Genomic DNA, 25,258 nt, shown 5'->3' on the forward strand with positions numbered 1-25,258 from the left:
GGGAGGGGCCGGTGCATCCGGTGAGTACCACGACGGAGCGTAGCGGCAGGTCGGCGCCCTTACCGGAGTCCGTGATCCCGGGCCTGGGGGTCTCGTTGTGGGAGCAGATGCTTTCGCCGGGGAATCTGGGCCGGGCGTTGAGGCGTGTGGAGGCCAACCGGGGCGCGCCTGGCGTGGACGGAATGAGCACGGAAGAACTTCGTCCGTGGATCCGCGAGCACTGGGCGAGCGTGCGGGAGGCGTTGGATGCGGGCACGTATCGGCCGTTGCCGGTCCGCCGGGTGGTGATCCCCAAACCCGGGGGCGGTCAGCGGATGCTGGGAGTGCCCACTGTGCTGGACAGGTTGATCCAGCAGGCGATTGCGCAAGTGCTCGTGCCGATCTTCGACCCGTTCTTTTCCGGTTCCAGCTTCGGGTTTCGCCCTGGCAAGTCCGCCCATCAGGCGGTGCGGGTCGCGCGGCGATGTGTGGAGGATGGGCTGCGATGGGTGGTAGATGTCGATCTTGAACGGTTCTTTGACCGGGTCCAGTTCGACGTGCTGATGGCACGGGTGGCGCGCAAGGTCGACGACCGCAAGATCCTCAAACTCATCCGGGCGTATCTGGAGGCCGGAGTGATGGTCGATGGGATCGTCCAGGCCACGGTGGAGGGGACTCCTCAGGGTTCCCCGCTGTCGCCGATCTTGTCGAACATCATGCTGGATGATCTGGACCGGGAGTTGTGGAAACGCGGTCACCGGTTCGTCCGCTTCGCTGATGACATCCGTGTCTTCGTGCGCAGCAGACGGGCCGCGCACCGGGTGCTCGACTCGGTGACCACGATGATCGAGCAGCGGTTGAAACTCAAGGTCAACACCGAGAAGTCCTCGGTCCGGCACGCTCGCGAGGCGACGTTGCTGGGGTTCGGGTTCTTCTTCACTCGGTCCGGGGTCAAGATCCGGGTCGATCCAAAGGCGGTCAGCCGCCTGAAGGACCGCATCCGGGAGTTGACCAGTCGCAGGTGGAGCGTGTCGATGCCCTGCAGGATCGGCAAGCTCAACGCCTATGTCACCGGGTGGATGGCCTACTTCCATCTGGCCGACACCCCCAGGGTGTTCAAGGATCTGGATGAGTGGTTTCGCCGTCGGATGCGGCAGATCCGCTGGAAAGAATGGAAGAAGCCCAAGACCCGACGCCGCAACCTGCGCAAGCTCGGCATCCCTGACCACAAGGCCAGGGAATGGGCATCGAGCGGCAAGGGCTACTGGCGCATCGCGGGCTCACCCATCCTGGCGCGGGCACTGCCCAACATCCACTGGACCGACCTTGGCCTGAAGGGTCTCTATCCGACCTGGCACAGGCTCAAAACCACGGCCTGACGAACCGCCGGATGCGGGCCCGCATGTCCGGTGGTGTGAGAGGGGACGGGTCAACCCCGTCCCCTACTCGATTCCCGCACGACGCCGAGCGGTGAGTCGTAGTCGAGCCGCTCGGTCGCCTCGTCCGTGAACTCGGTGGTGGTGCCCGTGCGTACGTTGACCTTCGCCAGGTAGACGTAGTCGTCGTCGTCCCAGTGCCGTACCAGGACCTCGTCCGCGCTGATCCAGCGCTCCACCGCGAGCACCTCGTAGGTCTCCAGCTCCGCGCGGACACTGGAGACGCGCCCCGTGCGGACGTCCATGGTGACGAGGTGGGATCCCTCGGCCACCAGGGCCAGCGTCCGGCCGTCGGGGGACAGGGCGCCGCCGTACAAGATGAGGTCGGGGTCGATGCGGTAGCCGCCCGCGTAGACCTGCGCGCCGCGCAGCTCGATCGTGGTGACGGAGGCGTGGCCCGGGACGTCGTCCACGTCCTCCCGCTCGCTGATCACCTGGGCTCCGTCGTCGCGTACGGCGAGGACCTCGACCTCCTTGCCGGTGGTGTAGCGCGTCACGCCGGAGTCGAAGTCGAGCAGCGCACTGGTGGTGGTGCCCTCGCCGGCGAAGGCGATGGCGAAGTAGCGGCCGTTGGGCGAGGACGTGAGCGTCGCGCCGGACGGCTCGTCGTCGACGTCTATCCGCTTGACGGTGCCCGTGGGCAGGTCGCGGACGACGTACGAGCCCTGGTTGTCGCGGTAGGCCAGGCGGCGGCCGTTGTGGCTGACGGCCAGGGGGAACTCGACGCCGGTGTCCTCGTCGTAGCCGGCTCCGGCGCCGGGCAGGCGCCATTCGTCGCCCGACACGGTCACCAGGCGCCATTGGCCGCAGGGCTGCGGGTCTCCCGGCTCGTTGGGGGTGTTCCCGCAGTGGCCGACGTACGCGTAGTGGATCGGGTCGGTCAGCTTCGCGGGGATCGCGTCGGGGGTCTTCTCCGGGGTCTGGTAACTGGTGGGGTAGCCGTCGGATTCGTCGATCGCCTGCTCGATGTTGCGGGCGACAGCGGTCATGCCCGCGATGGTCAGGGCCGCGAACGCCGCCACGGAGCCGGCGATGACCGTCGTCCACGTGGCCGTCCGGATCCTGCGCCGCCTGGCGATGGTGCGCACGACGGTGTCCGAGAGGTGGACGTGGGGCATTTCTCCGGCGATGCGGATGAGTGCGGCCCGCACGGCCGGCTCGTCGTCCTCCGCTCCCGCATCCCACGCCCGCGCCGGCACCGCCCATGGCCCCGAGCCGGGTGTCTCGTGTTCGGGTCGAGGGGCGTCTGCTCCGGCCCCGGCGACGTCCCATGGTGCGGTCCACGTCGCCCCCGAGTCCCGCTGCGCCTGGTCCTGGCCCTGCTGCTGCGCGGGCGTCTGGTCGTGCGGCCCGGCGTGCTGCGCATGGGCTCGGTCCTGCGGGTTGGCGTGCTCCGGCTCATGGACCGCCGAGGCGGTTGCCGGCATGGGCGGATCGTCGTGGCCGCCAAGGGGCGTCTCCGGGGCGGGCTCGGCGGGCCGTGGCGTGGGTGCTGCCTGCTGCGGTGGGGCGGCGGGGGTGAAGAGCTGCGGATGGGTGGCTTTCAGGTAGGCCAGGGCCTGGTGGGCTTCCTGGTCGAGGATGGCCGTCCACAGGCCCGTGATGGTGGCGGCCTGCTGTGGCGGAAGGCCGTCGTGGTAGCGGGCGACCACCGCGGCCCGCACGTTGGGCGGTAGGGAGGCCAGCACGAAGGACCCGGATCCCGGCGGGACCTTTTCCGAAAGGAAGCGCCGATATAACTCGCGCAACACCGCATGCACCGGCTGGCTCCAGCGGACCGAGGCCCAGCGGCGGCCGACCGTGACCAGCGCGCCGACGGCCAGGTCACGGGCCCGGTCCGCGTCCCCGGTCAGCAGGTACGCGGTCCGGGCGAATGACGGTCCATAACTAGCCAGAAAAGCCGGTAAATCATTGGATTTGCTCACGTATGTGACTCCTTGTGAGCTGATCAGCGTAGAGGGTCGATCCCATTCCGCGAAAGGGCGGGGAAAGATCGCGCCGGTCGCCCGAAACGCCGCTTGCGACCCCGCATGCTGGGCATCTACCGGGCATGCGACCGTCATCCCCGGCCGGCGGCCGGTCGGCGCGCAGCCGCCTCGCCGCCCCGCTCGTGTGCCTGGCCCTGCTCACGGCCTGCGGTACGGCCACGCAGTCCGCCGCGCCCGAGACTCCGTTCACGACCGGATCAGGTGCGGTCATTCCGGAGCCGGGCGCTCCGACCAGCACGGCGGAAGTGGACGTCGAGCGGAAGGGCGTCGGGACCGCTGTCGTGACAGCCGTGCGGTACGCCTCCCACGACACGTACGATCGCGTGGTCATCGATCTCGAAGGCGATATCCCTGGATACAACGTGAGATGGGTGGACGAGTTCGTGCAGGTCGGCTCCGGCAAACCCATCGACGCGCGCGGCGGCGCGTACCTGCAGCTCACGCTCCACCCCGCGAACGCGCACGACGAGAACGGACGGCCCACCTGGGAGGGCGGCCCGATCTACCCGGCCGACCTCCGCAATCTCACCGACGTCGTGCGGACCGGCGACTTCGAGGGCCACGTCGGCATCGGCCTGGTGCTGGCCAGGCAGGCGGCGTTCCAGCTCAGCGAGGCGTCCTCGCCCAACCGGCTCGTGCTCGACGTGGCACACTGATCTCGTGGTGAGAAAGATCGAGGGCCCGGCCCGCATCCCCGTACCTGGCGGCAAGCTCATCGACGAGCACATCGGCCGGGTCAACAGCGGCGACGAGGAGATCTCCATCGCCCACATGACCGCACCGCCGGGCTGGGAGGAGCCCGCGCAGACGCCGTCGTTCGCCGAATACACCGTGGTCCTGCGCGGCATGGTGATCGTCGAGCACGACGGCGGCCGGACGGAGGTCGCGGCCGGGCAGTCCGTGGTGACGTCACCGGGGGAGAAGGTCCGCTACACCGTGGGTCCCGAAGGGGCGGAATACGTGGCCGTGTGCCTGCCCGCCTTCTCTCCGGAGAGCGCTGGCCGCGACTGAGACCGCGGGTCATATCATGGGCGGATGAGCCCCACGTTTGATGAGATCCGCCGGGCTCCCAAGGTCTTGCTGCACGATCACCTCGACGGCGGGCTCCGCGCCGAGACGATCGTCGAGCTTGCCCGGGAGACGGGTTACGACCGGCTGCCCACCAACGATCCCGACAATCTGCGCCAGTGGTTCGAGGAGGCGTCGGACTCCGGATCACTCGAACGTTACCTGGAGACGTTCGACCACACCGTCGGCGTCATGCAGACGCGCGAGTCGCTTGTGCGCGTGGCCGCCGAATGCGCCGAGGACCTGGCCGCCGACGGCGTGGTCTACGCCGAGGTGCGCTTCGCCCCGGAGCAGCACACCACCACGGGGCTGACCCTGGACCAAGTGGTCGAGGCGGTGCTCGAGGGCTTCAAGCAGGGCTCAGAGGGCCGCGGCGTCCGCGTCGGCACGCTGCTCACGGCCATGCGCCACCAGGCGCGCTCCATGGAGATCGCCGAGCTCGCCGTCCGCTACCGCGACGTGGGCGTGGTGGGGTTCGACATCGCGGGGGCGGAGGCCGGATACCCGCCCACCAGGCATCTCGACGCGTTCGAATACCTGCAGCGGGAAAACTCCCACTTCACCATCCACGCCGGCGAGGCGTTCGGGCTGCCGTCGATCTGGCAGGCCATCCAATGGTGCGGCGCCGACCGGCTGGGGCACGGCGTGCGGATCATCGACGACATCACCGTGGCTGATGGCGGCACGGCCAAGTTGGGCCGGCTGGCCGCGTACGTTCGCGACAAGCGCATCCCGCTGGAGATGTGCCCCACGTCCAACCTGCAGACCGGCGCCGCCGCGTCGATCGCCGAGCACCCGATCGGGCTGCTGCGGCGGCTCTACTTCCGGGTCACGGTCAACACCGACAACCGGCTGATGAGCCGGACGAGCCTGTCGCTGGAGTTCGCCAAGCTGGCCGAGGCGTTCGGGTACGGCTGGGACGACCTGCAGTGGTTCACGGTCAACGCTATGAAGTCGGCGTTCATCCCGTTCGACGAGCGGCTGTCGTTGATCAACGGTGTGATCAAGCCCGGGTTCGCGCGGCTGAAGTGGCAGCCGTGAAACAGACCTATCGGTCCAGGGCCGCGTTCGTGTTGGCGTGGGTCTGGCTGGCGTTCGTCGCGTTCAACGTCTGGGACCTGATCAGCAAATACAACGGCAAGCCGTCGCTGGTGGCGCTCGCCGTGCTCGGCGCGCTGACGGCGCTGGTCTATGTCGTCGCGCTGCGGCCCGCGACCGTGTTCACGGAGTCCGAGCTGGTGGGCCGCAACCCGGTGCGCACGACATACGTGCCGTGGGCGTCCATCGAGGACGTGAGCGTGTCGCACGCCATCAACGTGCGCTATGGCGAGGACCAGGTGCTGCGATTGTGGACGCCGATGGCCAGCGCACGGGAGCGGGCCAAGGCGCAGCGGCGCGGCATGCCGGGGCAGCAGCGGGGGCGTTTCCGCACCGAGCCGACACTGAGCAAGGGCGAGCAGGCGGCGGTGGAGGCGTTCGCGGGCAAGACGCACGCCGACTGGGTGGGCGACCAGATCCGCGAGCGTGCCGAGTCGGTCCGGCACCGCCACGAGGAGGCGGCGCCGGTCCGGGTCGTCTGGGCCTACGACGCGATCGCCGTGCTGGCGGCCGCGGTCGTGCTCGTGGTCGTCGCGATCGTCATCCCCTAGCTTCGACGAAGCGCCGCATGCCGGCCTGGGCGATCCCGGTCTCCTCGACCTGCTTGGCGGCCTCCGTCTCGACCGCGAAGGCCCGCTCCACCTCGGCCAGCGGCGGGCGCAGCAGCGTGAGGTGGACGGCCGTGGCGGTCCCCGGCCGTGACCAGTGGCGTACGCGGGCGATCGCCGTCTCCACCAGCGCCTCCTGCCCGGCGATCTCGTCCAGCAGGCCCGCGGCCCTGGCCTCCTCGGCGCTCAGGCGGGCCGAGTCGAGCACCAGCCGCATCGCCCTGGCCCCGGTCAGGCGGGGCAGCAGGTAACTGGAGGCGTTCGAGATCGACAGGCCGATGTGGTTCTCGGGGAAGAAATACTCGGCCGCCGGGGTGCCGATGCGGGAGTCGAAGCACAACGTCCATTCGGCGGCCCCGCCCACGGCCATGCCGTTGACCGCGGCCACCACCGGGACGCGGGTCTCCAGCACGGCCCTGGTCATGTCGTGGAAGAGCTCCACCTCGTCGAAAAGGGACTTGCCCGCCGCCTCACGGAGGTCCTCCCCGGCGGAGAACGCCCGGCCCGTCCCGGTGACCACGATGCCTTTGACGCTCTTGCCGTCCCCATGCTCGCGTACCGCCGCGGCCAGATCCCTGCGCATCTGCGCGGTGAGGGCGTTGAGCTTCTCGGGGCGGGCCAGCGTGATCAGGGCCACCTCGTCGTGGTGCGTTATTTCGATCATTTCTTCTCCTGGTCGACTGCGATGGCGGGGGCGGAGCGCTGGTCGGGTCTCGCCAGGTGGCGTTTCTCGATGCGGGCCGACGGGGTCAGCGAGAAACCCTCGACGAACTCCACGTACGCGGGGATCTTGAAGCGGGCCAGGCGCTTCCTGGCGTGCTCGATCACGCTCATGGCCGTGTCCGCATCGGGGGCGTGGCCGGGGTGGAGCTGGAGGAACGCCTTCGGCAGCTCGCCCCACAGCTCGTCGGGGATGGGCACGAGAGCCGCCTGCAGCACCGCGGGATGCTGGGTGAGCACGCTCTCGACCTCGGCGCACGAGATGTTCTCGCCGCCCCTGCGGACCATGTCCTTGATCCGCCCGGCGTGGTGGATGTAGCCGTGGGCGTCGCGGAAGCCGAGGTCGCCGGTGTGGTACCAGCCGTCCCTGAACGCCTTGGCGGTCGCCTCCGGGTGGTTCCAGTAGCCGTTCATCATGGGCACGCCCCTGACGAGGATCTCGCCGGTCTCCTCGTCGATCACGACCTCCTTGCCGGCCGGCGGGCGGCCCATCGCGCCGGTGCCGACCGTCTCCTCGGCGTCGATGTCCACGTACAGGTCGGGGCCGCTCTCCGTGGAGCCGTACAGCTCGCGCCATGGCGCTCCCCAGCGCTCCTCGAACTCCCGGTGCAGGTCGGGGCGGATGCCCGAGCAGAGCACGAGCCGCATCCGGTTCTCGCGGTCGTGGGGGTGGGGCGGCTGCTTGTGCAGGAGGAGGGGCATCGTGCCGAGCACGTACGTGAGCGTCGCGCCGTGCTCCCTGGCCGCAGGCCAGAACCCGGAGGCGGAGAAGCGGGGGAGCACCACGAGCGGGATGCCGCCGATGAGGCAGAGGAGGGTGGCCCACTGGGGGTCCATGTACGAGTAGGCCTGGGCCATCAACATGACGTCGTCGTCGCGGAGCCGTGCCTGGTCGGCCACGATCTGGGCGGTTCTGAGCCAGTAGTCGTGGGTGAGCATGCAGGCCTTGGGGAAGCCGGTCGTTCCCGACGTGTACTGAAAATTCGCGACATCTTTGGAGTTAATGGGAACGGGCCGGGTGGGAGGTGACCCGGACAGGGAGTCGAGGGTGTGGACCGTGCCCGGGATGTGCGGGGCGTGCTCGGCTGTGGTCAGGGTGGCGACGGCGCCCGAGTCACGCAGGACGTGCTCCAGGTCGGCGGCCCGGTAGCGGACGTTGACCGGCACGGCGATCGCGCCTGCCTTGAGTATCGCCAGCCAGCTCAGTGGCCAGCCGGGCACGTTGTCCATCATGATCGCCACGCGGTCGCCGGGTCGTACGCCCTTGTCGATCAGGGCGCCGGCCAGCCGATCCGACTGGACGTCGGCGTCTTCGAAGGTCAGCGAGGTGTCGGGGAAGCGGAGGAACTCGCGGCGGCCGTACTGACTAGCGGCGTGCCTCAGCAGGTCGGGGATCGTCTCTGGCATCCGGCGGCTCCCAAGGGAAGTCGGGCAGCAGGGAGAGGTCGAGGGCCGTGACGACCTGGACGGGAGCGCGTACGGCGGCCAGGCCGATCGCCACGAACTCCGCGCACACCTGCTCCAGCGTGGAGTCCCCGTCGGGGCGGTACCACTCGCTGGTGCCGGTGCACATGGACATGAGGGCGAGGCGGGTCAGCTTCTGGTCGGCGATGCGGAAGACGCCTGCCGAGACGCCGTCGGCGATGGCGTGCTTCCAGTGCTCCTCGTAGGCGTCGCGGAGTGCGATGATCTCGTCGAGGGCGGCGGAGCCGGGGGTCAGGGCGCGTAGCTCGGCGTCCATGACCCGGGTCGTCATGGGGGCGATCGCGTGGCTCGCGGTGAGCGAGCCGATCAGCAGGGCGAGTCGGTCGGCGGGGCTCTGGACGTCGCGCACCATGCGCTCGGTGGCGTCGATCAGTCCTTGTTGCGCGACCCGCATGAGGTCGGCCAGCAGGGCTTCCTTGCTCGACACGTGGTGGTAGATGCCGGCGTTGGTCATGTTGACCTCTTTGGCCAGGTCGCGAATGCTCGTGGCGGCGTAGCCCTGCCGGGCGAACAGCAGCACCGCCGCCATCCTGATCCGCCGGCTCGCGTCCGCGTCCCGGTCCTTGAGGTCCATCATTTCTCCTACCGAACGTTCGGTAGCTCCTAAGGTAACCTCTCTCCGGCGAAATCGCCATAGGTTGACCCTGACACCGTGTCAGGCCCTAGATCTGGAGAGGCCATGTTCAGCATTGGAGACTTCGCCAGACTGGGGCTCGTGTCGGTACGCATGCTGCGCCACTACGACGCCATCGGCCTGCTGCGCCCCGCCCACGTGGACCCGGTCACGGGCTACCGGTCCTACCAAGCCGCCCAGTTGTCCAGGCTCAACCGCATCGTCGCGATCAAGGACCTCGGCTTCACGCTGGAGCAGGTCAGGGCGATCCTCGACGAGAAGGTGAGCACGGAGGAGCTGCACGGCATGGTACGGATGCGCCGCGCCCAGCTCGAGGCCCAGATCAGCGCCGACCTGGCCAGGCTGCGCAGCGTCGAGGCGAGGCTCCGCACGATCGAGACGGAGGGACACATGCGGACGGCCGAGGTTCTTCTGAAGAGGGTGCCCCCGGTGCTGGTCGCCGAGCTCAGCGCCAGGGCGGCCAGTTACGAGGGCGAGGACATCGGGCCGGTGATCAAGCCGCTGTTCCAGGAGATCTGCCGCCGGGTGGACGCGGCCGGCGTGTCGGTCGTGGCTCCCGGGCTGGCCTATTACGTGCCGGAGGAGGACGGCTCGGTCATGGTGCACACCTGCCTGCCGGTCTCCGCGCCGCCCGGTTCCTATGATTTCGACGTCGTCGAACTGCCTGCCATCGAGCTGGCGGCCACCATCATCCATCAGGGAGCGATGGAGGCGGTGGGGCCGACGTTCCAGACGCTGGCCCACTGGATCGAGGAGCATGGCTATCGCTCTATCGGGCTGGCCAGGGAGATCTCCCTGCACTGCCCGGAGAATGAGGATGAATGGGTGACAGAGCTGCAGATCGAGGTGAGTCAGCACACGACTTCGAACGGCACCGGGTCGAGCTGACCGGCTACTGCTACCGCATGCTGGGCTCGGGGTTCGAGGCTGAGGACGCGGTGCAGGAGGCGTTCGTGCGGGCGTGGCGCACGTACGACCCGGGCAGGGGCCCGCTGCGCCCGTGGCTGTTCCACCTGGCCACGAACATCTGCCTGGACATGCTGCGCGGCCCGCAGCGCCGCGCCCGCGCCATGGACCTGGTCCCCGATGCCATCCCCGGCGCCGACCTGGGCGCCCCGCTCCCGCCGGACCGGTGGATCCACCCTATTCCGGACAGCCGTGTCCTCGACCCGGCGGACCTGTCGGTGACGCGGGAGACGATCCGGCTGGCGTTCGTGGCGGCCCTGCAGCACCTGCCGCCCCGCCAGCGCGCCGTGCTCATCCTCCGCGACGTGCTGAAATGGTCCGCTGCCGAGACGGCCACCCTGCTCGACACGAGCGTGACGTCCGTCAACAGCGCCCTGCAACGTGCCCGCGCCAAGCTCCCGCCGACCGAGCCGGTCGACGAGAAAGTGGACGAGGAGCTGTTGGCTCGCTACGTGACGGCGTTCGAGCGCTATGACGTGGAGACGCTGGTCTCGCTGCTGCACGAGGACGCGACCTCGTCCATGCCGCCGTTCACGTGGTGGCTGCGCGGGCGTGAGCACATCCGCGCCGTCCTGCTCGCCGCCGAAGCCGACGCAGCGTGCGCGGGGTCCCGCCTCGTTCCGACCCGGGCCAACGGCTCCCCGGCCTTCGGCCAGTACGTCAACGGCGAGTCCTTCGCCCTGGTCGTTCTCGACGTCGCCGACGGCCTGATCATGGGCCAGACGACGTATCTGGATCCCGGCCTGTTCCCGTTCTTCGGCCTGCCGATGAGTTTCGAGCCCGCACTCCGTACTGAGAGGTGAAGGAGGAACACAGAAAGAGGAACACAGAAACATGCCAGAGATCATCGAACTTCCCGAGCGCCCGTACGTCGGGGTGCGCAAGACCATCACCATGACCACGTTCGGCCTGGTCGCGGACCGGATCGGCGAGATCGTCGGCTGGCTCGTCGAGCGCGGCACGTACCCGGCCGGAGCGCCGTTCCTGAGGTACGACGCCATCAACATGGCCGCCGACCGGCTGGTGGTGCAGGCGGGGGTGCCGGTGGCCACGCCGATCGAGGGCGAGGGCGACATCTTCGCCGCCACCCTCCCCGCCGGCCGCTACGCCACCGTCGCCCACCACGGTCACCCGGACCAGCTCGTCGACGCCATCGACGCGTTCCGGAAATGGGCCGCGGAGCAGGGGCTGACCTGGGACATGACGACCGATGACGACGGGACGGAGCACTGGGGCTGCCGCCTGGAGCTCTACAACACCAATCCCGCTGAAGAGCCCGACATGAACAAGTGGCACACCGACCTGCAGTTCCGCCTGGCCTGACGGCCCGTCTCGGGTGCGACGTCCGGCGACTGTTCCGGGCGTCGCGCTCCAGCGATCTGCAGAGATGGTGCCGACGGGGTTCGCTGTACCATGATCGGCCCATGCGCAGAAGTCTGACAATCGCCCTCACACTCGCTCTGACCGCCTGCTCGGCCGAGACCGACGACGGAATCCTCAAGGATCCGGCGAAGTGGCCGCTTGCGACGCTGACAGGCACGGCGACCAAGGAGGAGTTGCCGGACGAGGCGGAGCGGGCGCTGGCGCGCATCCGGGTGGGCTCCTACGACCTGGTCGCGTGGATTCACACCAAGGGCGTGTGCGGGCTTTCCCAGCAGACCGACGATGGGTGGAGCATGTCCTTTCCACTGAACCAGTCCGGCACCAGCACCAGCACCGAGGAAGGCTTCGCCGGCCCCACCGAGCCCGTGATGGTGAGCATGGCCGAAAGCAAAGTGAGCCTGATGTGCACGCCCACCCGCATGTTCGTCAAGATCACGACCAAGCAGCGCAAGGTCGCACTGGACGGACATGCCGCCGCCCAGCTGTCGGGGGACGGCGTGTCCGTCGTCGTCGGCACACCTGCCGCACGCAAGGAATCGCTCCCTCAGGCGACTGTGACCGGCCGATAGCCGACCGGCTCCGATCTGCTCGGACGCAGGGTTCTCGGCAGGCCGGCTCACCGCCAAGCGTCGAGCAGGTCCTGAGGTGTGATGTGCACGACTCCCTCCACGTCGCACCCGCTACGGGAGATCGCGTAGAGAGGCGTGGAGGTGTCCGCCCCGGGCATCTTGGAGCGGTAGACGATGAGTTCGCTCAGGTCGTGATGGTCGAACGGCTGGTCCTCCAGCCATTTCACGGAACCCACCATCGTGATCGTCTTCGCTATGGGCTCTCGGTCGGCGCCCACAATATCGATCTCGGGATCGTTGGTCCTGGTCCAGTAGCCGCCGATCGCGCGGGTCCGCTCGGGCAGATCGTCCATGCGGCGCAGCGACTGACGCACGAAGGACTTCAGAGCTGTGCTGTGCCATGCCGTCCACGAATGCTCGATGCGGCGCAGGGCCAGGTCACCCCGGCGTCGGTAGATCTCCGGCATGCCCGGTTCTATGCAGGTCAGCCAGAAACTCAGGTCCATGTACGTGATGCGGTAACGGCGCTGCTTGGAGGATCGGGTGGACAGGGGTGCGTCCGCTGTGATCATTCGCTTCTCCATGAGAGTGCGCAGACCGCGTGTGATCGACCTGCCGGACGCCTTCGAGATCGACGAATGGGTATGTGCGCCTGAACCGACAGTTCCCGCATCCGGGCGCTGAAGGGCGGCCCAAAAACAGGTCCGAGCCCGGTCGACCGCGGCAAGACCGGCTCCAAGCACCACGACATCGCCGACGGCAACGGCATCCCCCTTGCCCTCACCCTGACCGGTGGCAACCGCAACGACGTGACCCAGGTCATGCCGCTGCTCCGGTCGATCCCGTCAGTGCGCGGGCGGCGCGGCCGGCCCCGCCGCCGACCCAAGGTGTTGTACGCCGACAGGGGCTACGACCACGACAAGTACCGGCGGCTGGTCTGGTCCACCGGGGTCAAGCCGGTCATCGCCCGCCGGGGTACCGAGCACGGCTCTGGCCTGGGCGTACACCGGTGGGTGATCGAGCAGACGATCGCGCTGCTGCACTGGTTCCGCCGTCTGCGTATCCGCTGGGAGATTCGCGACGACATTCACGAGGCCTTCATGACCCTTGCCGCCGCCATCATCTGCTGGCGACGTCTCAACAGATCTCAGACCCTCTCCGCAAGGGCATCCGGGGAGGTAGAGCGGTTGTCGTAGGTGTCGCGCGCGGCGGCGACTTGTTCGATATGTGTCTCGGCCCAGTCCTTGATGGCCTGCATCACGGGCAGCAGGCTGATGCCCAGTGGGGTGAGGGTGTAATCGACCCGTACCGGGACCGAGGGCGTGACGGAGCGAGAGACCAGGCCATCGCGTTCCAGGGTACGCAGGGTCTGGGTGAGCATCTTCTGACTGACACCGGCGATGGTACGAGACAGACTGCTGTAGCGCTGCGGGCCGTCGGCGAGCGCGGTGAGCAGGAGACTCACCCATTTGTCGCTGATCCGGTCGAGCAGTTGACGCGCTGGGCAGGTCGCGAGGTAGGCGTCGTAGGCGGTGCGCGCCTGCTCGCGCTGCTGAGCGGTGGTGCGGGTGGTCATTGCGCTCCTGTCCGTACGATAGGCACTTTGAGGTGCGTACTTCCCGCCAGAGAGTAGCTCTCCATATGGTTGTTCTCAAGTCCTGAAACCTTTGGAACGGGGAGATCTGATGCGCGCAGTTGTTGTCCGTGCTTTCGGCGGGCCTGAGGTCCTGCAGATCGCGGACGTGCCGATGCCGGTTGCGGCAGAAGGGCAAGTCCGGATCAGGGTCGAGGCCGCGACGGTCAATCCGGTCGATCTGGCCACTCGGTCCGGTGCGCTCACCGAGGCGGGCTTGCTGCCGGCGCGCGACGTGATCGGCATCGGGTGGGATGTCGCTGGAACCGTCGAGCAGACGGGCCCAGGGGTCACCGGTATCGCTCGCGGGGACCAGGTGATCGGCCTGTCCGACCGGCTGGATGTGCCGCTCGGCACTCAGGCCGAACACGTCGTACTCGACGCCGGTGCGGTCACAGCCGCGCCTGCGGGTGTCCCGCCCGTACAAGCCGCCACGCTGCCCCTGAACGGTCTCACCGCCGCGCAAGCGCTCGACGGACTCGACCTGAGCCACGGGCAGACTCTGCTGGTGACAGGGGCGGCCGGTGCCGTCGGCGGCTTCGCGATTCAACTGGCCGTCGCGCGTGGGCTCCGGGTGGTCGCGGTCGCCGGGGCCGATGATGAACCGCTCGTCCGCGGGCTTGGAGCCGAACTGTTCGTGCCACGCACGGCGCGGCTGGGCGAGGCGGTCCGTTCCCTCGTTCCGGGCGGTGTGCACGCAGCGCTGGACGCTGCCGTGGTCGGAGCGCCCGCCCTCGACGCGGTCCGGTCGGGGGGAGCCTTCGCCGCGCTGGTGGCGGGAGGAGCGCCGATTCCGCTGCGCGGCATCCGGGTCTTCAACCACTGGATCCGCGCTGACGGCGCCCTCCTCTCCAGGCTTGTCGCCCTGGTCGAAGCAGGTTCGCTCACCCTACGCGTAGCCGAGACCATGCCCATCGACCAAGTCGCCGCCGCCCACCAGCGCCTCGCCAAAGGCGGCCTCCGCGGTCGCCTCGTCCTCACTCTTTAAAGATCATTCTGTTAGGAGTTCTTAGCGGGGACCGTGTCGGCATCCGTGACACCGAGCGACCCGACCTGGAGTCGTGGGTGGTACGTGGCGGCGTCATTCGGGCTTTCGTGGCGGGCGCCAAGAAGGGCGAATTCGACTTCTAGCCCAACATGCAAGGCCTTCCCAAGCCTGGGGTCTTCTTATCCCTCCCTGTGACTACGCATCCGGCATGACCCGTTGACCGGACCACGGAGTGCGACACGCCCTGTTCGTCGGGGGGCTCGCGGGTCTGTGCCGGTAGGAAGTCACGCAGCCGAAGTGAAGGGGTCTGCGTGCTATTACCGAGTGATGTGGAGGGGGACGCCGAGGGCTTGCGCCTCCCAACTTGGGGGCGCGCGGTAGAGACCGTCGGCGTGGTTCCGTACGAGGTGCAGGACGTCGAAGGGCGAGTGATCGAGCCGATCCGTCGCTACCTGCGCGACTTTGTGGCGCGGGGACGGCGTTCGGGAAGCGTGCGGAGCTACGCCTATGATCTGCTGCGCTGGTGGCGGTGGCTCCAAGTCTTCGATCTTGGTTGGGACAAGGTGACCGCGTCAGAGGTTCGCGAGTTCGTGCTCTGGCTGCAGCGAACCACCAAGCCCCAGCAGGCCGCGCGGACGCGGTCGCCGGGGCCGCGGGAACGATTAACTCGATCACCCGGAAGCGGATCGCCAGTGGGACGCCCTGTTCGGTGCCCTGCGCTCCCACCGCGATGAGCTGCCAGCATGAGCACGCTTGTCTACTGTGCGCGCAATTGCATGTGAACCCGAAAATGCTGCCTCGTCTCGACAGCCCTCAGCGGCATGGCTGATGTCGTCGGCGGACATGGATGCCGCGTTCACCAGCGTGTGCGCTGCGGTGGCGCTGTGCGCGAGCTTGCAGGGCCGCTCTTCCGATCTTGCGGCAGATCGGAGGAGCGGCGGTGACTACGATCTTGCCAATCTGGCTGTTGGACTCCAGGTAGCGGGGGCCTGGACGATGTCGGCCAGGTCGAAGGCGCGGTCCGCCACGGGTCGGAAGGCGGCCGAGCGGTCGCCGCAGGGGCACGGATCGACGCCCTGACGGAACGGGTGCCGACAGCCCGAGTGATGCGCCACCAAAATCACATGGCCAGTGCTGCTGGCGGACCGTCCGACGAACGGGCTATGGGGGGCTTATGGCGGTGAGCATGTGGGCGAGCTTCCATGGCCGACGGCCCCAAGCGGCGAGCTTCCCTCCAAGAAGTGGTTTCCATATTGCTTGTCGGCCGATGAACACCAGCATGAGAGCCGGGGGGTCGGCAGAGATGTGGGCGTCAACGTCACGTGTGCCAGCCGCGTCGAGCGTCAACGAGCCGCCGTCGAAGTTCAGCACCGTGCGTCCACCTCCACGCAGGCGCAGTTCGAAGCGGGCTCGGAAGGACCCGGCCTTCTCCTGGTTCAAGAAGGCAGTGGGAGGCAGAGCCGCGATAAGCGGAAGCGCGGCGCCCTCGACCGCGAGTAGCGCGTGGTGACGCTGTATTGGCCACGGACGCCCTGTGGCTGTGGCAATGTCGTGGCCGTGGATCAGGCATTCCTCGAGCAGGTGACATGCCACCGCCGAAGGCGGAAGGCGGGCGCCTTGCAGCCAATCGACGGTGGCTGCTCGCGAACGCGACGCGACGTCGTCGAACTTGTTTGCAAGCGTGCCGATGCGATCTGCGAGGACGGCTGGGTCCCGTTCGCCGTCCTCGGCCAGCATCGTCGCGTTGGCCTCGGCCATTCCCGCCATCGTCACCATGGCGTCCGGGACCGGTCTTCCGGCGACGGCGTCGGTGTCGAAGCGAAAAACATGGGATAGGTGAGCCGCGACATCGCCCACCGTCCAAGTACCGACCCCTGCGGTGTTGGCGTCAGGAACGCTCCGCACAAGTGTGACGAGGCTGGGGACGACGTCCCGCAACGCCGCACGAGCCTGGGCCAGGGTTCGGATGCACCACTGCGCGTCGCAGCCGGAGCCATGTAGCACCTTTCTGGGCGTTAGAGACGGGGCTTTGCCTGCGGCAGGGGTGTCCGTCATCGATCTGGTCTCTTGGCGGGAGCATTTCTGGCGGTAGCTGTCACGATGGCGATCCATTGGGCCAGTTGACGCTTGGTGCGCAGGTCGTCGCCGTCGACGTGCAGCCAGCCCTGGACCGCTCGGCCCTTCATGTCCATCGGCCGTACGTTGGTGGTCGCGAGGAGACGGTCTGCGCGTGCGGGATCGACCCCCGCCAAGAGCCGCCTTGGCCGCTTGCCGCCACCGCTACCTTGCCGGCGACGAGGAAGGCGAGTCCTCCGAACAGCATCTGTTCGGTCACCGGCGAGCCGTCCACCAGCAGCTCCCCGGACACGGTCCGCCAGGCGCGCGTCGTAGGCCACTAAGACTCCGTTGGCGTTTCGCGCCGGGCGCCCCGGCGAGTCGGGGGTGTGCGCCGCCCGTCGGGTGCGGACCGCCAGTCACGGATCGCCGCCGCGAACAGGCCGGGCGCGTCGGACTGCACGAAGTGGCCAGCGCCTTCGAGGATCACGGTGTGGTGGTCGGCGAAGATCTGCTCCCATCGCTGTCGCTCCTTCTCCCGGAAAGCGAAATCGCCGTCGCCCCACACGATGAGCGTCGGGAGTGACGCGAGGGCGGGGAGCCCGGCCTCGACACAGGCGAGAAAGGCGCGGCTGGCGGTGATGCGCCGGGGGAGCACGGCCGACGCGTCACGCCGGTTGCGGGTGGCGAGAGCCTTTCGGTAATGGGCCATCTCGTCGGCAGTCGGCTTCCGCAGCCGGTGCCCGGCAGGGATCATCGCGTTGACGAACAGGTTGAACTGCCTGACCAGCAAGCGCCCCAGGGGGCCGCCCAGCAGGTGGGAGACGGCCTCGAAGGGGAGGTCGCCGGTGACCGGCCAGCCCCAGGTGTTGGCCAGCACAAGACCCTCGAAGGCGGCGGGCCGCTGTTCGACGGTGGCGAGGCCGATGGGGCCACCCCAGTCCTGGGCCACCAGGGTGACCCCGCTCAAGGCCAAGGCGTCGACGAAGGCGGTGACGACCTGGGCGTGCTCCTCGGGCAGATACCGGTAGCCCGGGCGGGGAGACGACAGCCCGAAGCCGGGGTAGTCGAGGGCGACGCAGCGGAACTCGTCCCGCAGGGCACGGATCGCGTCGCGATACACAAACGACCAGGTCGGATTGCCATGCAGCAGCAGTAGCGTCGGCCCCGATCCTTCGTCCACATAGTGGACGGTGTGCCCGTCGATGGCGACGAAGCGGCTCTCGAACGGGAACAGCTCGTCGTCGACCCACCTGGGCCTTCCCGTGCCAGCCACGGCTACTCTCCTTTCGCTGACTATGCTAGATATAGTCATACAAGCTTGAAATCATCAAGTAGGTGGAATGAGTCGAAGCTACGGCCAGTACTGCGGTCTCGCCCGGGCGCTCGATGTCGTGGGCGACCGGTGGAATCTGCTCATCGTCCGCCAGCTCCTCATGGCTCCCGCCCGCTACCGCGAGCTGCTCGATGGGCTCCCTGGCGTGGCCACCAACCTGCTCACCGACCGCCTCCGAGACCTCGAGACCGCCGGAGTGGTCGAGCGGCGCCTGGCCGAGGAGGGCAACGCCATCGTGTACGCCCTCACCCCGTGGGGCGCCGAGCTGCGGGAGCCGATCGAGAGCCTCATCCGCTGGTCCACGCCGCTCATGGCGCGCGGACCAGGCGGCGACAACTTCCGCGCCGAATGGCTCCTCCTCGCCCTTCCGGCCCTGCTCGCCGGCAAGGAGGCCGCATGCCGACCATCGACGGTGGGGATCGCGGTCGACGGCCGCCTGATTCAGGTGAGGACGACGGGCTCGGGTGTCGAGGTCAGCCTGCATGACGGTCGCAATCTCGATGCCGTCGTGCGCGCTGACGCCTCGATCGTTCTCGGCCTGGCAGCGGGTGTGCTCACGCTCAACGACACCCTTGGGCTCGTCGACATCGAAGGCGATGAAGCTGCCGTGCGAGGCGTCTTCAACCCCCGACGCGCCGAGGCCGGGGGCTCCGCGTCCCTATGACCGCTCGCCCCATCACGCACCCCCTACGGCACCCCTGCGCCCACGAACACGCCTGCTTCTCTGAACTATGGGGCCGTTCCGTCCCAAAGCCCCTGATCTGGAGCTCTCTGAAGCCGAATTGGTGATGCCAGAGGAATGACAGCGAGATCTTCCGGAGAGCGAGAGCCGCTCCGCCTGCCGCCTCAGTACTGTGACTTCGCATGACCGACACTGAGATCGAGATCACCGCAGACCTGGTCCGCGACTTGCTGCAGGAGCAACATCCAGACCTTGCAGGGCTGGCCATCCGCGAGGTGGTGGGCGGTTGGGGCAACCAAATGTGGCGCCTCGGGGACGAGTTGGCCGTGCGCATGCAGCGCATGGACCCCACCCCGGAGCTCCAGCTCAAGGAGCGGCGGTGGCTACCCGTGCTGGCCCCGCGCCTGCCGCTCCCGGTGCCGACCCCTGTGCGGTTCGGCGAACCGTCCGAGCGCTTCCCCAAGCACTGGACCGTGATGACGTGGGTTCCCGGCGAGCCGCTGGACCACGGCTCGATCAGCCGCGGCGCCCACGCGGCCGACACGCTGGCGGGCTTCCTCCAGGCGCTCCATGTGGAGGCGCCCGCCGAGGCGCCGATCGCTAAGGACCGCGGTGCCCACCCCAGGAACTGCACGGACGGCTTCGAGAACTTCTTCCAGGCCGTTGCCCCCGACGACATTGCTGCCGACGTCCGGGACGTCTGGGACGACGCCGTTGCGGCCCAGGCGTGGGAGGGCCCGCCGGTGTGGGTGCACGGCGACCTCCATCCCGCGAACGTCGTCGTCTCGGACGGAACGCTCTCGGGCATCATCGACTTCGGTGACATGTTCGCCGGCGATCCGGCGTGGGACCTTGCCGCTGCATGGGTGCTGCTACCCGCGGGCACGGCCTCACGGTTCTTCGACATGTACGGGCACGCGGACGAGGCGGCAATCCGGCGCGCCCGCGGGCTGGCCGCGATGAAGAGCCTCTTCCTGATGCTCATGGGGCAGAACGGAGATCGGGGCCTTCCCGGCGGCAAGCCGAACTGGGGACCTGCAGGCCGGGCGGCACTTGATCGTGTCCTGAAGGGCGTTTGATGCACACTTCTTCGACTTGTTCTCGATCTTGGTTGAGGGCCATGCGGCAGCCCACCTTCGTGGGGTTCATCGATCACCGCGCGTGGTGGGGATGCCAAGGTCCACGGCCGTATGCTGCCCGTGGCCCCGATCGAGCTGGCGGAGCCTCTCCTCGGCGCCAGCCAGGCTGACCGTCGAGCCCGATCCAGTGGTGCCCATCGCCGGAGAGGAGCACGATCGGCGACGGCATCTCCCACTCCTCGATCAAGTACGGGGTGTCAAGCAGCGAGGTCATGCGTTCGTGCCGACCAATACCCATCAAGTCGGTGAATGGGATGTGGTCTTCGCTCCACGAAGTCGGCTGGCTGGTGGCGAAGGCGTTCCATTCAGCCGCCACCCGGCCGCCGTTCTGAACGCGGAGAAGGTCAAGCAATGCGGAAGGAAGCGTCACACCAAGTTCGCGCTCGGCCTCCGTGATCGCCTTTTCCGTGACCGGCAGCTGGACGCCGTAGCCGCCGTCGCCCCAGAACGTTGCCTTGACGTCTTCGAATCGCGCCATGACCAGCAGCCTACGGCTCAACTGCTCCGACCATCCCAGCAAGATCGTTTCTTGGTTCGGAAAAGCGAGCTCATGTCGGTTTTGCTGGCTTGCTTGGCAGGTCACGTCCAGGGAGCGCGAGGGGACGGGAGTCCCCTCGCCCGGGGGGCTGGGGGCTTGCCCCCACAGAGCGCTGCCCGGAGTCTCATGGCGCGTAGCGCCGCTCATCGCGGAGGACCATGCTTTCGGCCCTGGGAGCCGTTAGAGGCCCAGGGTGGTAGAGAGGTCGGCTTTCAGGGCGTTGAGGTCCTGGGTGGCGCGGGCGCGGGCGTCCGACACCTCGCCCGTCACCGGCACCACCACTTCCAGGTAGCACTTCAGCTTGGGCTCCGTGCCCGAAGGGCGGACCACCACGCGGGAGTTCCCAGACAGCCGGTAGCGCAGGCCGTCGGTGGGTGGGAGGCCGCCTTCGCCCTTGTTCAGGTCGTCGATGTGCTCCACCGCGTGCCCACCGAGGACCGCCGGGGGGTTCGCACGCAGGCGGGACATGGCATCCGCGATCAGCGACAGGTCTGCTACGCGGAAGGACAGCTGCGACGTGGCGTGCAGGCCGTAGTGGCGGGCCTGGTCGTCCAGCAGGTCCAGCAAGGTACGGCCGTCGCGTTTGGCCGCCGCGGCGATGGCGGCCACCGTCAGGGCGGCGCCGATTCCGTCCTTGTCGTGAACCGGGAGGCCGGTGTCCGAGCCGACGCTGTAGCCGATGGCCTCCTCGTAGCCGAAGACCAGCCCGGGGCCGGCCTTGATGATCCATTTGAAGCCGGTCAGCGTCTCGCCGTAGCGGACTCCGTGCGCTTGGGCGATCTTGCTGAGGAGGGTGGAGGAGACGATGGTGGTGGCCACCATGCGGTCGCCGGTGGTGTGTGTGATCACGTGCTCGGCAAGCAGGCCGCCGACCTCGTCGCCGGTCAGCATGCGGCAGGTGCCGTCGGGCAGTGGTACGCCCACCGCGCACCGGTCGGCGTCCGGGTCGTTGGCCAGGACCAGGTCGGCGCCCTGTTTGGCGGCCAGGGCGATGGCCAGGTCCATCGCGCCCGGCTCCTCCGGGTTGGGGAAGGACACGGTGGGGAAGTCCGGGTCGGGGGCGCGTTGTTCCTCGACCGCCATGGGGCTGTCGAAGCCGGCGGCCAGGAAGGCGCCGGTCAACGTGGCCGCGCCTACGCCGTGCAGGGGCGTGTACGCCACTTTGAGGTCGCGGGCGTCGCCCAGCGGCAGGGACGTGACGGCCTCGATGTAGTCGTCGATGATGCCCTCGCCGAGCTCCGTCAGCGTGCCGGGGCCGTGCAGCGGCAGCTCGTCCACGCGGCCGACGGCGTCGATGGCGGCGGAGATCTCGCTGTCGATGGGCGGCACGATCTGGGAGCCGTCGCCCCAGTAGACCTTGTAGCCGTTGTCGCGGGGTGGGTTGTGGCTGGCCGTGACCGTCACCCCGGCGTCCGCCCGCAGGTGGCGGACCGCGAAGGCCAGGACCGGGGTGGGCAGGGGGCACGGCAGGAGGGAGGCGTGCAGGCCGGCGCCCGTCAGGACGGCCGCGGTGTCGCGGGCGAACACGTCGGACTTGTGCCTGGCGTCATAGCCGATGACCACGTGCTTGCCGGGGCCGAGGACCTTGGCCAGGCCGGCGGCGGCGCGCATGACGGTGACGCGGTTCATCCGGTTGGGGCCGGCTCCGAGCTCACCGCGCAGACCGGCGGTGCCGAACTCGAGCTTGGCGCCGAAGCGGTCCTGGAGGGCGGCCATGTCCTCGCGTTCCAGCAACGCGGTCAGCTCGGCGCGGGTGTCGGGGTCGGGGTCCTGGGCGAGCCATAGGCGGGCGGCCGCCATGAGGTCGGCGGCGTCGGACGCTGCGGGCGTGCCGGCCGGCGCGTGGGGCTCGTCTCTCACAGCCGGTCCACCACCTTGGCGAGCAGCACGCCCATGCGGGTCGCCGTGGCGCGGCCGACCTCGAGGACCTCCTCATGGTTGAGCGGCTCGCCCGACAGGCCCGCGCCTGGGTTGGTGACCAGGGAGATGCCGAGCACCTCCAGGTTCGCCTCGCGGGCGGCGATGGCCTCCAGGACAGTGGACATGCCGACCATGTCCCCGCCCAGCGTGCGCAGCATGCGGATCTCGGCCGGCGTCTCGTACGTCGGCCCGCGGAAGGCCACGTAGACGCCCTCGGCGAGAGTCGGGTCGATCTCCCTGACCAGCGCGCGCAGGCGGCGCGAGTAGACCTCGGTGAGGTCGATGAACGTGGTCCCCGTGATCGGGTTGGCGCCGGTCAGGTTGATGTGGTCACTGATCAGGACCGGGTCGCCGACACTCTGCGTCTCGGGCCGCAGGCCGCCGGCCGCGTTGGTGAGCACGACCGTACGGACGCCGGCCGCGGCGGCCGTACGCACACCGTGCACGACCGCGTCCACCCCGAGCCCTTCGTACAGGTGGGTGCGCCCGAGGAAGACGAGCGCGTGCCGCCCGCTGGAGGTGCGCACGACGCGGATCTTGCCGCCGTGCCCGGCCACGGCGGGGGCCTGGAAGCCGGGCAGCTCGATGAACGGGATCTCGCGCACCGTCTCGCCTATCGCGTCGGCGGCGGGCACCCACCCCGACCCCATGACGAGCGCCACGTCGAAGGTGTCGAGACCGGCGGCGTTGTGCAGTGCCGCAGCGGCCTCACTGGCCAGGGTGTACGCGTCGTTGCTCACAGCTCAGTAGTTTAGGAGCAGCCGGTCCAGCACCCGCACGCCGAACTGCAGCGCCTCCACCGGCACCCGCTCGTCCACGCCGTGGAACATCGACGCGAAGTCCATGTCCGCAGGCAGGCGCAGCGGCACGAACCCGAACCCGCGCACCCCCAGGTCGGCGAAGAACGTCTTGTTGTCGGTGCCGCCGGACATGCAGTACGGGATCGCCCGCGCCGTCGGGTCCTCGGCCTTGAGCGCCGCGATCATCGACTCCACGAGCGCCCCGTCGAACGTCGTCTCCAGCGCGATGTCGTGGTGCACGAACTCCCTCCGGACGCGCGGCCCGATCAGCGAGTCGATGGTCTTGAAGAACTCCTCCTCGAACCCCGGCAGGAACCGCCCGTCCACCACGGCCGTTGCCTGGCCGGGGATCACGTTGGACTTGTAGCCGGCGCCGAGCTGGGTCGGGTTCGTGGTGTGGCGCAGGGTCGCGCCCACGAAGCGCACCAGCGGCCCGATCTTGTCGAGGATCGGCTGCGGGTCCGACTCGTCGAAGGGAATGCCGAACGCGTCGGCGACCTCGGTGAGGAACTGCCGCACGGTCGGTGTGTACGTCAGCGGCCAGTCGTGCTCGCCGATCCTGGCCACCGCCTTGGCGATCTCGGTGACGGCGTTGTCGGAGTTGAGCATCGAGCCGTGCCCCGCCGTGCCGTCCGCGATCAGCTTCATCCAGGCCAGGCCCTTCTGGGCCGTCTCGATCAGGTAGAGCCGCAGCGACGGGTCCACCTCCAGCGAGTAGCCGCCGACCTCGCTGATCGACTCGGTGACGCCCTCGAACAGCCCGGGGTGGTGTGCGGTGAGGTATTTGGCGCCGTACACGCCGCCGGCCTCCTCGTCGGCCACCCACGCGAAGACGATGTCGCGGCGCGGCCGGCGGCCCTCGCGCTTCATCTGGCGCAGCACCGCCAGCATCATCGCGTCCATGTCCTTCATGTCCACGGCGCCGCGGCCCCAGATGTAGCCGTCGCGCACCTCGCCGCCGAAGGGGTCCACCGACCAGTCGGCGGCGTTGGCCGGAACCACGTCCAGGTGCCCGTGGACGAGCAGCGCGGGCAGCGACGGGTCCGTGCCCTCGACACGGGTGACCACGTTGCCGCGTCCGGGCTCGCTCTCGACGTAGGTGGGCTCGATCCCGACCTCGGCCAGCCTGGCCAGGACGACCTCGGCAGCCGCCCGCTCACCCGGGCCGCTGCCGTCCCCGTAGTTGCTGCTGTCGACGCGGATCAGCTCCACGCAGAGGTCGGCGACTTCCTTCTCGGCAGGTGTCATGGCGTTTTCTCCAGTGTGAGCAGTCCGGACTTGTGCAGGTGCCCGCGCTTGTAAGCGCGGGTGATGAGGGTGAGGTCGCTGTCGGTGACCTCGTCGAGGGATCCGACGACGCCGGTCATGAAACGGTAGAGGTCCGCCTCGTGGGCGGCCACCACCTGGACGATCAGGGAATGGGTGCCCGAGGTGGCCGCGCAGTAACGCACGTTCGGATGCCCGGCCAGCCGCTGCCCGACCTGGTCCAGCCCGTACGGGCGGACCTTCAGCCACAACATGGCCTCCACCTCCAGGCCGAGCAGGGCGGGCTCCACCTCCGCGCGCGGCAACAGCAGCCGGCGCTCGATCAGCGAGGTCACCCGGCGGCGCGCGGTGGGCACGGAGATGTTGAGGCGCTCGGCCACCGCCGTGAAGGCGATCCTGCCGTCGGCGGCGAGCAGTTCGGCGATCTCCTGCTCCAGAGGTGACAGGCCCTCCTCGTCGGGCAGGCCTTCAGGGGGCGGCGCCGGCTGCAGCTCGGCGACCTCCTGATCGGTGAGGTAAGGAGCGTGCCACTCCGCCACGGTCCTGAACGTGTGGAGGACGACTTGAGTCTGCGTCTGCGACACCCCGTCGATCGCGCTGATCTCCGCGGACAGGATGCGGTGCAGCGCCTCGCGCGACGGCGAGACCAGCTCGCAGCCGAGGTCGGCGACGCCGGTCAGCGCGTAGACCGAGCGCGTGTCGGGCCGGTCGGCCAGCGCCTTGGCCACCTGGGCCGCGCAGCCGGGGCGTACCTGGACGTCCAGGTGCACCGGGCGGCCGTGCCCGGTGCGCAGGTCGTCGTAGATCGCCGTGACCCGGACCACGCCGTCCGTGAGGAGCCGCTGCAGGCGGCGGGCCACGGTGCGCTCATGCTCGCCCACGGCCCGGCCGATCTCGCCCCATGAGGCGCGGGGGCTGACTTGGAGAGCGGCGACCAGGCGCCGGTCGAGAACGTCCACCTACACCC

The 25,258-nt window shown here is 68.8% G+C and carries 26 protein-coding genes and 1 pseudogene; 14 read left to right on the forward strand and 13 right to left on the reverse strand.

Annotated features, from left to right (window positions below):
* The first annotated feature begins 107 nt into the window (after positions 1-107).
* A complete protein-coding gene (ltrA, locus tag EDD27_RS49975) occupies positions 108-1,358 on the forward strand; it encodes a group II intron reverse transcriptase/maturase (RefSeq protein WP_277750825.1) in 1,251 nt (416 codons plus the stop codon).
* Positions 1,359-1,408: 50 nt separating this feature from the next.
* Here ltrA and EDD27_RS49980 read toward each other — a convergent pair whose 3' ends face one another.
* On the reverse strand, positions 1,409-3,340 hold the full coding sequence (locus EDD27_RS49980) for a hypothetical protein (RefSeq protein WP_127939743.1): 1,932 nt from the start codon (positions 3,338-3,340) through the stop codon (positions 1,409-1,411).
* A 125-nt stretch (positions 3,341-3,465) separates the two neighbouring features.
* On the opposite strand from EDD27_RS49980, the gene EDD27_RS49985 reads away from it, so the two are divergent.
* Genes EDD27_RS49985 through EDD27_RS50000 form a run of 4 tightly spaced genes read left to right on the forward strand, consistent with a single transcriptional unit; the run spans position 3,466 to position 6,120 of the window.
* The gene (locus EDD27_RS49985; RefSeq protein ID WP_127939744.1) at positions 3,466-4,059 is read left to right on the forward strand and encodes an AMIN-like domain-containing (lipo)protein; all 594 of its coding nucleotides are present in this window, start codon (positions 3,466-3,468) and stop codon (positions 4,057-4,059) included.
* Between the two features lie 4 nt (positions 4,060-4,063).
* Complete coding sequence (locus EDD27_RS49990; RefSeq protein WP_127939745.1) at positions 4,064-4,414, forward strand: cupin domain-containing protein; 351 nt, start codon at positions 4,064-4,066, stop codon at positions 4,412-4,414.
* Between the two features lie 24 nt (positions 4,415-4,438).
* Entirely contained in the window at positions 4,439-5,512 is a 1,074-nt protein-coding gene (locus EDD27_RS49995; RefSeq protein WP_127939746.1) for an adenosine deaminase, read from the forward strand.
* A complete protein-coding gene (locus EDD27_RS50000; protein WP_127939747.1) occupies positions 5,509-6,120 on the forward strand; it encodes a PH domain-containing protein in 612 nt (203 codons plus the stop codon). Before EDD27_RS49995 ends, EDD27_RS50000 begins: the two co-directional genes overlap by 4 nt.
* Here EDD27_RS50000 and EDD27_RS50005 read toward each other — a convergent pair.
* Genes EDD27_RS50005 through EDD27_RS50015 form a run of 3 tightly spaced genes read right to left on the reverse strand, consistent with a single transcriptional unit; the run spans position 6,110 to position 8,959 of the window.
* Positions 6,110-6,841 carry an enoyl-CoA hydratase/isomerase family protein gene (locus tag EDD27_RS50005; RefSeq protein WP_127939748.1) on the reverse strand — a complete coding sequence of 244 codons (732 nt, stop codon included), beginning with the start codon at positions 6,839-6,841 and terminating at the stop codon, positions 6,110-6,112. The two genes, EDD27_RS50000 and EDD27_RS50005, sit on opposite strands and share 11 nt — an antisense overlap.
* Positions 6,838-8,304: a class I adenylate-forming enzyme family protein gene (locus EDD27_RS50010; protein WP_241564663.1), complete on the reverse strand. Its 1,467-nt coding sequence runs from the start codon at positions 8,302-8,304 to the stop codon at positions 6,838-6,840. Before EDD27_RS50010 ends, EDD27_RS50005 begins: the two co-directional genes overlap by 4 nt.
* Positions 8,264-8,959 (reverse strand): TetR/AcrR family transcriptional regulator, encoded by a 696-nt coding sequence (locus EDD27_RS50015; RefSeq protein ID WP_127939749.1) that lies wholly within the window; start codon positions 8,957-8,959, stop codon positions 8,264-8,266. Before EDD27_RS50015 ends, EDD27_RS50010 begins: the two co-directional genes overlap by 41 nt.
* 102 nt (positions 8,960-9,061) lie before the next feature.
* On the opposite strand from EDD27_RS50015, the gene EDD27_RS50020 reads away from it, so the two are divergent.
* The 4 genes from EDD27_RS50020 to EDD27_RS50035 all read left to right on the forward strand — a co-directional run bounded on the left by EDD27_RS50020 (position 9,062) and on the right by EDD27_RS50035 (position 11,934).
* On the forward strand, positions 9,062-9,904 hold the full coding sequence (locus EDD27_RS50020) for a MerR family transcriptional regulator (RefSeq protein WP_127939750.1): 843 nt from the start codon (positions 9,062-9,064) through the stop codon (positions 9,902-9,904).
* Positions 9,838-10,785, forward strand: coding sequence for a sigma-70 family RNA polymerase sigma factor (locus EDD27_RS50025; RefSeq protein WP_127939751.1), 948 nt, complete (start codon positions 9,838-9,840; stop codon positions 10,783-10,785). The genes EDD27_RS50020 and EDD27_RS50025 overlap by 67 nt, the downstream gene beginning before the upstream one ends.
* 31 nt (positions 10,786-10,816) lie before the next feature.
* Positions 10,817-11,305 (forward strand): GyrI-like domain-containing protein, encoded by a 489-nt coding sequence (locus tag EDD27_RS50030; RefSeq protein WP_127939752.1) that lies wholly within the window; start codon positions 10,817-10,819, stop codon positions 11,303-11,305.
* Positions 11,306-11,406: 101 nt separating this feature from the next.
* Positions 11,407-11,934, forward strand: a complete 528-nt coding sequence (locus tag EDD27_RS50035; protein ID WP_127939753.1) for a hypothetical protein — start codon at positions 11,407-11,409, stop codon at positions 11,932-11,934.
* A 47-nt stretch (positions 11,935-11,981) separates the two neighbouring features.
* On the opposite strand, the gene EDD27_RS50040 is transcribed toward EDD27_RS50035, so the two are convergent.
* Entirely contained in the window at positions 11,982-12,506 is a 525-nt protein-coding gene (locus tag EDD27_RS50040; RefSeq protein ID WP_241564664.1) for a DUF234 domain-containing protein, read from the reverse strand.
* A gap of 87 nt (positions 12,507-12,593) precedes the next feature.
* Between EDD27_RS50040 and EDD27_RS50045 the strand changes: the two are divergent.
* A pseudogene (locus EDD27_RS50045) lies at positions 12,594-13,130 on the forward strand (IS5 family transposase); the annotation flags it as partial.
* On the opposite strand, the gene EDD27_RS50050 reads toward EDD27_RS50045, so the two are convergent.
* Positions 13,082-13,510 (reverse strand): winged helix-turn-helix transcriptional regulator, encoded by a 429-nt coding sequence (locus tag EDD27_RS50050; protein ID WP_127939755.1) that lies wholly within the window; start codon positions 13,508-13,510, stop codon positions 13,082-13,084. The pseudogene EDD27_RS50045 and the gene EDD27_RS50050 sit on opposite strands and share 49 nt — an antisense overlap.
* A gap of 91 nt (positions 13,511-13,601) precedes the next feature.
* On the opposite strand from EDD27_RS50050, the gene EDD27_RS50055 reads away from it, so the two are divergent.
* A complete protein-coding gene (locus tag EDD27_RS50055; RefSeq protein ID WP_241564665.1) occupies positions 13,602-14,555 on the forward strand; it encodes an NADP-dependent oxidoreductase in 954 nt (317 codons plus the stop codon).
* A 491-nt stretch (positions 14,556-15,046) separates the two neighbouring features.
* Positions 15,047-15,289 carry a site-specific integrase gene (locus EDD27_RS59135; protein ID WP_421917389.1) on the forward strand — a complete coding sequence of 81 codons (243 nt, stop codon included), beginning with the start codon at positions 15,047-15,049 and terminating at the stop codon, positions 15,287-15,289.
* A 427-nt stretch (positions 15,290-15,716) separates the two neighbouring features.
* Here the strand turns inward: EDD27_RS59135 and EDD27_RS50065 are convergent, their stop codons facing one another.
* Both EDD27_RS50065 and EDD27_RS50075 read right to left on the reverse strand, forming a co-directional pair.
* Positions 15,717-16,667 (reverse strand): maleylpyruvate isomerase N-terminal domain-containing protein, encoded by a 951-nt coding sequence (locus EDD27_RS50065; RefSeq protein ID WP_338324726.1) that lies wholly within the window; start codon positions 16,665-16,667, stop codon positions 15,717-15,719.
* Between the two features lie 283 nt (positions 16,668-16,950).
* Positions 16,951-17,886: an alpha/beta fold hydrolase gene (locus EDD27_RS50075; RefSeq protein ID WP_241564666.1), complete on the reverse strand. Its 936-nt coding sequence runs from the start codon at positions 17,884-17,886 to the stop codon at positions 16,951-16,953.
* A gap of 67 nt (positions 17,887-17,953) precedes the next feature.
* Here EDD27_RS50075 and EDD27_RS50080 point away from each other — a divergent pair, with 67 nt between their 5' ends.
* Both EDD27_RS50080 and EDD27_RS50085 read left to right on the forward strand, forming a co-directional pair.
* Positions 17,954-18,610, forward strand: coding sequence for a winged helix-turn-helix transcriptional regulator (locus EDD27_RS50080; RefSeq protein ID WP_127939758.1), 657 nt, complete (start codon positions 17,954-17,956; stop codon positions 18,608-18,610).
* A 200-nt stretch (positions 18,611-18,810) separates the two neighbouring features.
* Positions 18,811-19,707, forward strand: coding sequence for an aminoglycoside phosphotransferase family protein (locus tag EDD27_RS50085; protein ID WP_127939759.1), 897 nt, complete (start codon positions 18,811-18,813; stop codon positions 19,705-19,707).
* A 73-nt stretch (positions 19,708-19,780) separates the two neighbouring features.
* On the opposite strand, the gene EDD27_RS50090 is transcribed toward EDD27_RS50085, so the two are convergent.
* The 5 genes from EDD27_RS50090 to EDD27_RS50110 all read right to left on the reverse strand — a co-directional run bounded on the left by EDD27_RS50090 (position 19,781) and on the right by EDD27_RS50110 (position 25,250).
* Positions 19,781-20,245: an SMI1/KNR4 family protein gene (locus EDD27_RS50090; RefSeq protein ID WP_127939760.1), complete on the reverse strand. Its 465-nt coding sequence runs from the start codon at positions 20,243-20,245 to the stop codon at positions 19,781-19,783.
* Between the two features lie 240 nt (positions 20,246-20,485).
* On the reverse strand, positions 20,486-22,105 hold the full coding sequence (locus tag EDD27_RS50095) for a phospho-sugar mutase (protein ID WP_127941472.1): 1,620 nt from the start codon (positions 22,103-22,105) through the stop codon (positions 20,486-20,488).
* A gap of 56 nt (positions 22,106-22,161) precedes the next feature.
* Positions 22,162-22,965, reverse strand: coding sequence for a purine-nucleoside phosphorylase (locus EDD27_RS50100; protein ID WP_127939761.1), 804 nt, complete (start codon positions 22,963-22,965; stop codon positions 22,162-22,164).
* Between the two features lie 3 nt (positions 22,966-22,968).
* On the reverse strand, positions 22,969-24,273 hold the full coding sequence (locus tag EDD27_RS50105) for a M20/M25/M40 family metallo-hydrolase (protein WP_127939762.1): 1,305 nt from the start codon (positions 24,271-24,273) through the stop codon (positions 22,969-22,971).
* Positions 24,270-25,250 (reverse strand): Lrp/AsnC family transcriptional regulator, encoded by a 981-nt coding sequence (locus EDD27_RS50110; RefSeq protein ID WP_127939763.1) that lies wholly within the window; start codon positions 25,248-25,250, stop codon positions 24,270-24,272. Before EDD27_RS50110 ends, EDD27_RS50105 begins: the two co-directional genes overlap by 4 nt.
* Positions 25,251-25,258: the final 8 nt, after the last annotated feature.

It is taken from the genome of Nonomuraea polychroma (assembly GCF_004011505.1).
Lineage (GTDB): Bacteria > Actinomycetota > Actinomycetes > Streptosporangiales > Streptosporangiaceae > Nonomuraea > Nonomuraea polychroma.

Excerpts from the sequence above, each read along its gene's own strand:
- EDD27_RS49985 (WP_127939744.1), top strand. The coding sequence starts at position 3,466 with ATGCGACCGTCATCCCCGGCCGGCGGCCGGTCGGCGCGCAGCCGCCTC.
- EDD27_RS50080 (WP_127939758.1), top strand. The coding sequence starts at position 17,954 with ATGAGTCGAAGCTACGGCCAGTACTGCGGTCTCGCCCGGGCGCTCGAT.
- EDD27_RS50030 (WP_127939752.1), top strand. The coding sequence starts at position 10,817 with ATGCCAGAGATCATCGAACTTCCCGAGCGCCCGTACGTCGGGGTGCGC.
- EDD27_RS50090 (WP_127939760.1), bottom strand. The coding sequence starts at position 20,245 with ATGGCGCGATTCGAAGACGTCAAGGCAACGTTCTGGGGCGACGGCGGC.
- EDD27_RS50040 (WP_241564664.1), bottom strand. The coding sequence starts at position 12,506 with ATGATCACAGCGGACGCACCCCTGTCCACCCGATCCTCCAAGCAGCGC.
- EDD27_RS49995 (WP_127939746.1), top strand. The coding sequence starts at position 4,439 with ATGAGCCCCACGTTTGATGAGATCCGCCGGGCTCCCAAGGTCTTGCTG.
- EDD27_RS50050 (WP_127939755.1), bottom strand. The coding sequence starts at position 13,510 with ATGACCACCCGCACCACCGCTCAGCAGCGCGAGCAGGCGCGCACCGCC.
- EDD27_RS50085 (WP_127939759.1), top strand. The coding sequence starts at position 18,811 with ATGACCGACACTGAGATCGAGATCACCGCAGACCTGGTCCGCGACTTG.
- EDD27_RS50025 (WP_127939751.1), top strand. The coding sequence starts at position 9,838 with ATGGGTGACAGAGCTGCAGATCGAGGTGAGTCAGCACACGACTTCGAA.
- EDD27_RS50010 (WP_241564663.1), bottom strand. The coding sequence starts at position 8,304 with ATGCCAGAGACGATCCCCGACCTGCTGAGGCACGCCGCTAGTCAGTAC.
- EDD27_RS50020 (WP_127939750.1), top strand. The coding sequence starts at position 9,062 with ATGTTCAGCATTGGAGACTTCGCCAGACTGGGGCTCGTGTCGGTACGC.
- ltrA (WP_277750825.1), top strand. The coding sequence starts at position 108 with ATGCTTTCGCCGGGGAATCTGGGCCGGGCGTTGAGGCGTGTGGAGGCC.
- EDD27_RS50095 (WP_127941472.1), bottom strand. The coding sequence starts at position 22,105 with ATGGCGGCCGCCCGCCTATGGCTCGCCCAGGACCCCGACCCCGACACC.
- EDD27_RS50065 (WP_338324726.1), bottom strand. The coding sequence starts at position 16,667 with ATGGATCGCCATCGTGACAGCTACCGCCAGAAATGCTCCCGCCAAGAG.
- EDD27_RS50015 (WP_127939749.1), bottom strand. The coding sequence starts at position 8,959 with ATGATGGACCTCAAGGACCGGGACGCGGACGCGAGCCGGCGGATCAGG.
- EDD27_RS50005 (WP_127939748.1), bottom strand. The coding sequence starts at position 6,841 with ATGATCGAAATAACGCACCACGACGAGGTGGCCCTGATCACGCTGGCC.
- EDD27_RS50035 (WP_127939753.1), top strand. The coding sequence starts at position 11,407 with ATGCGCAGAAGTCTGACAATCGCCCTCACACTCGCTCTGACCGCCTGC.
- EDD27_RS50105 (WP_127939762.1), bottom strand. The coding sequence starts at position 24,273 with ATGACACCTGCCGAGAAGGAAGTCGCCGACCTCTGCGTGGAGCTGATC.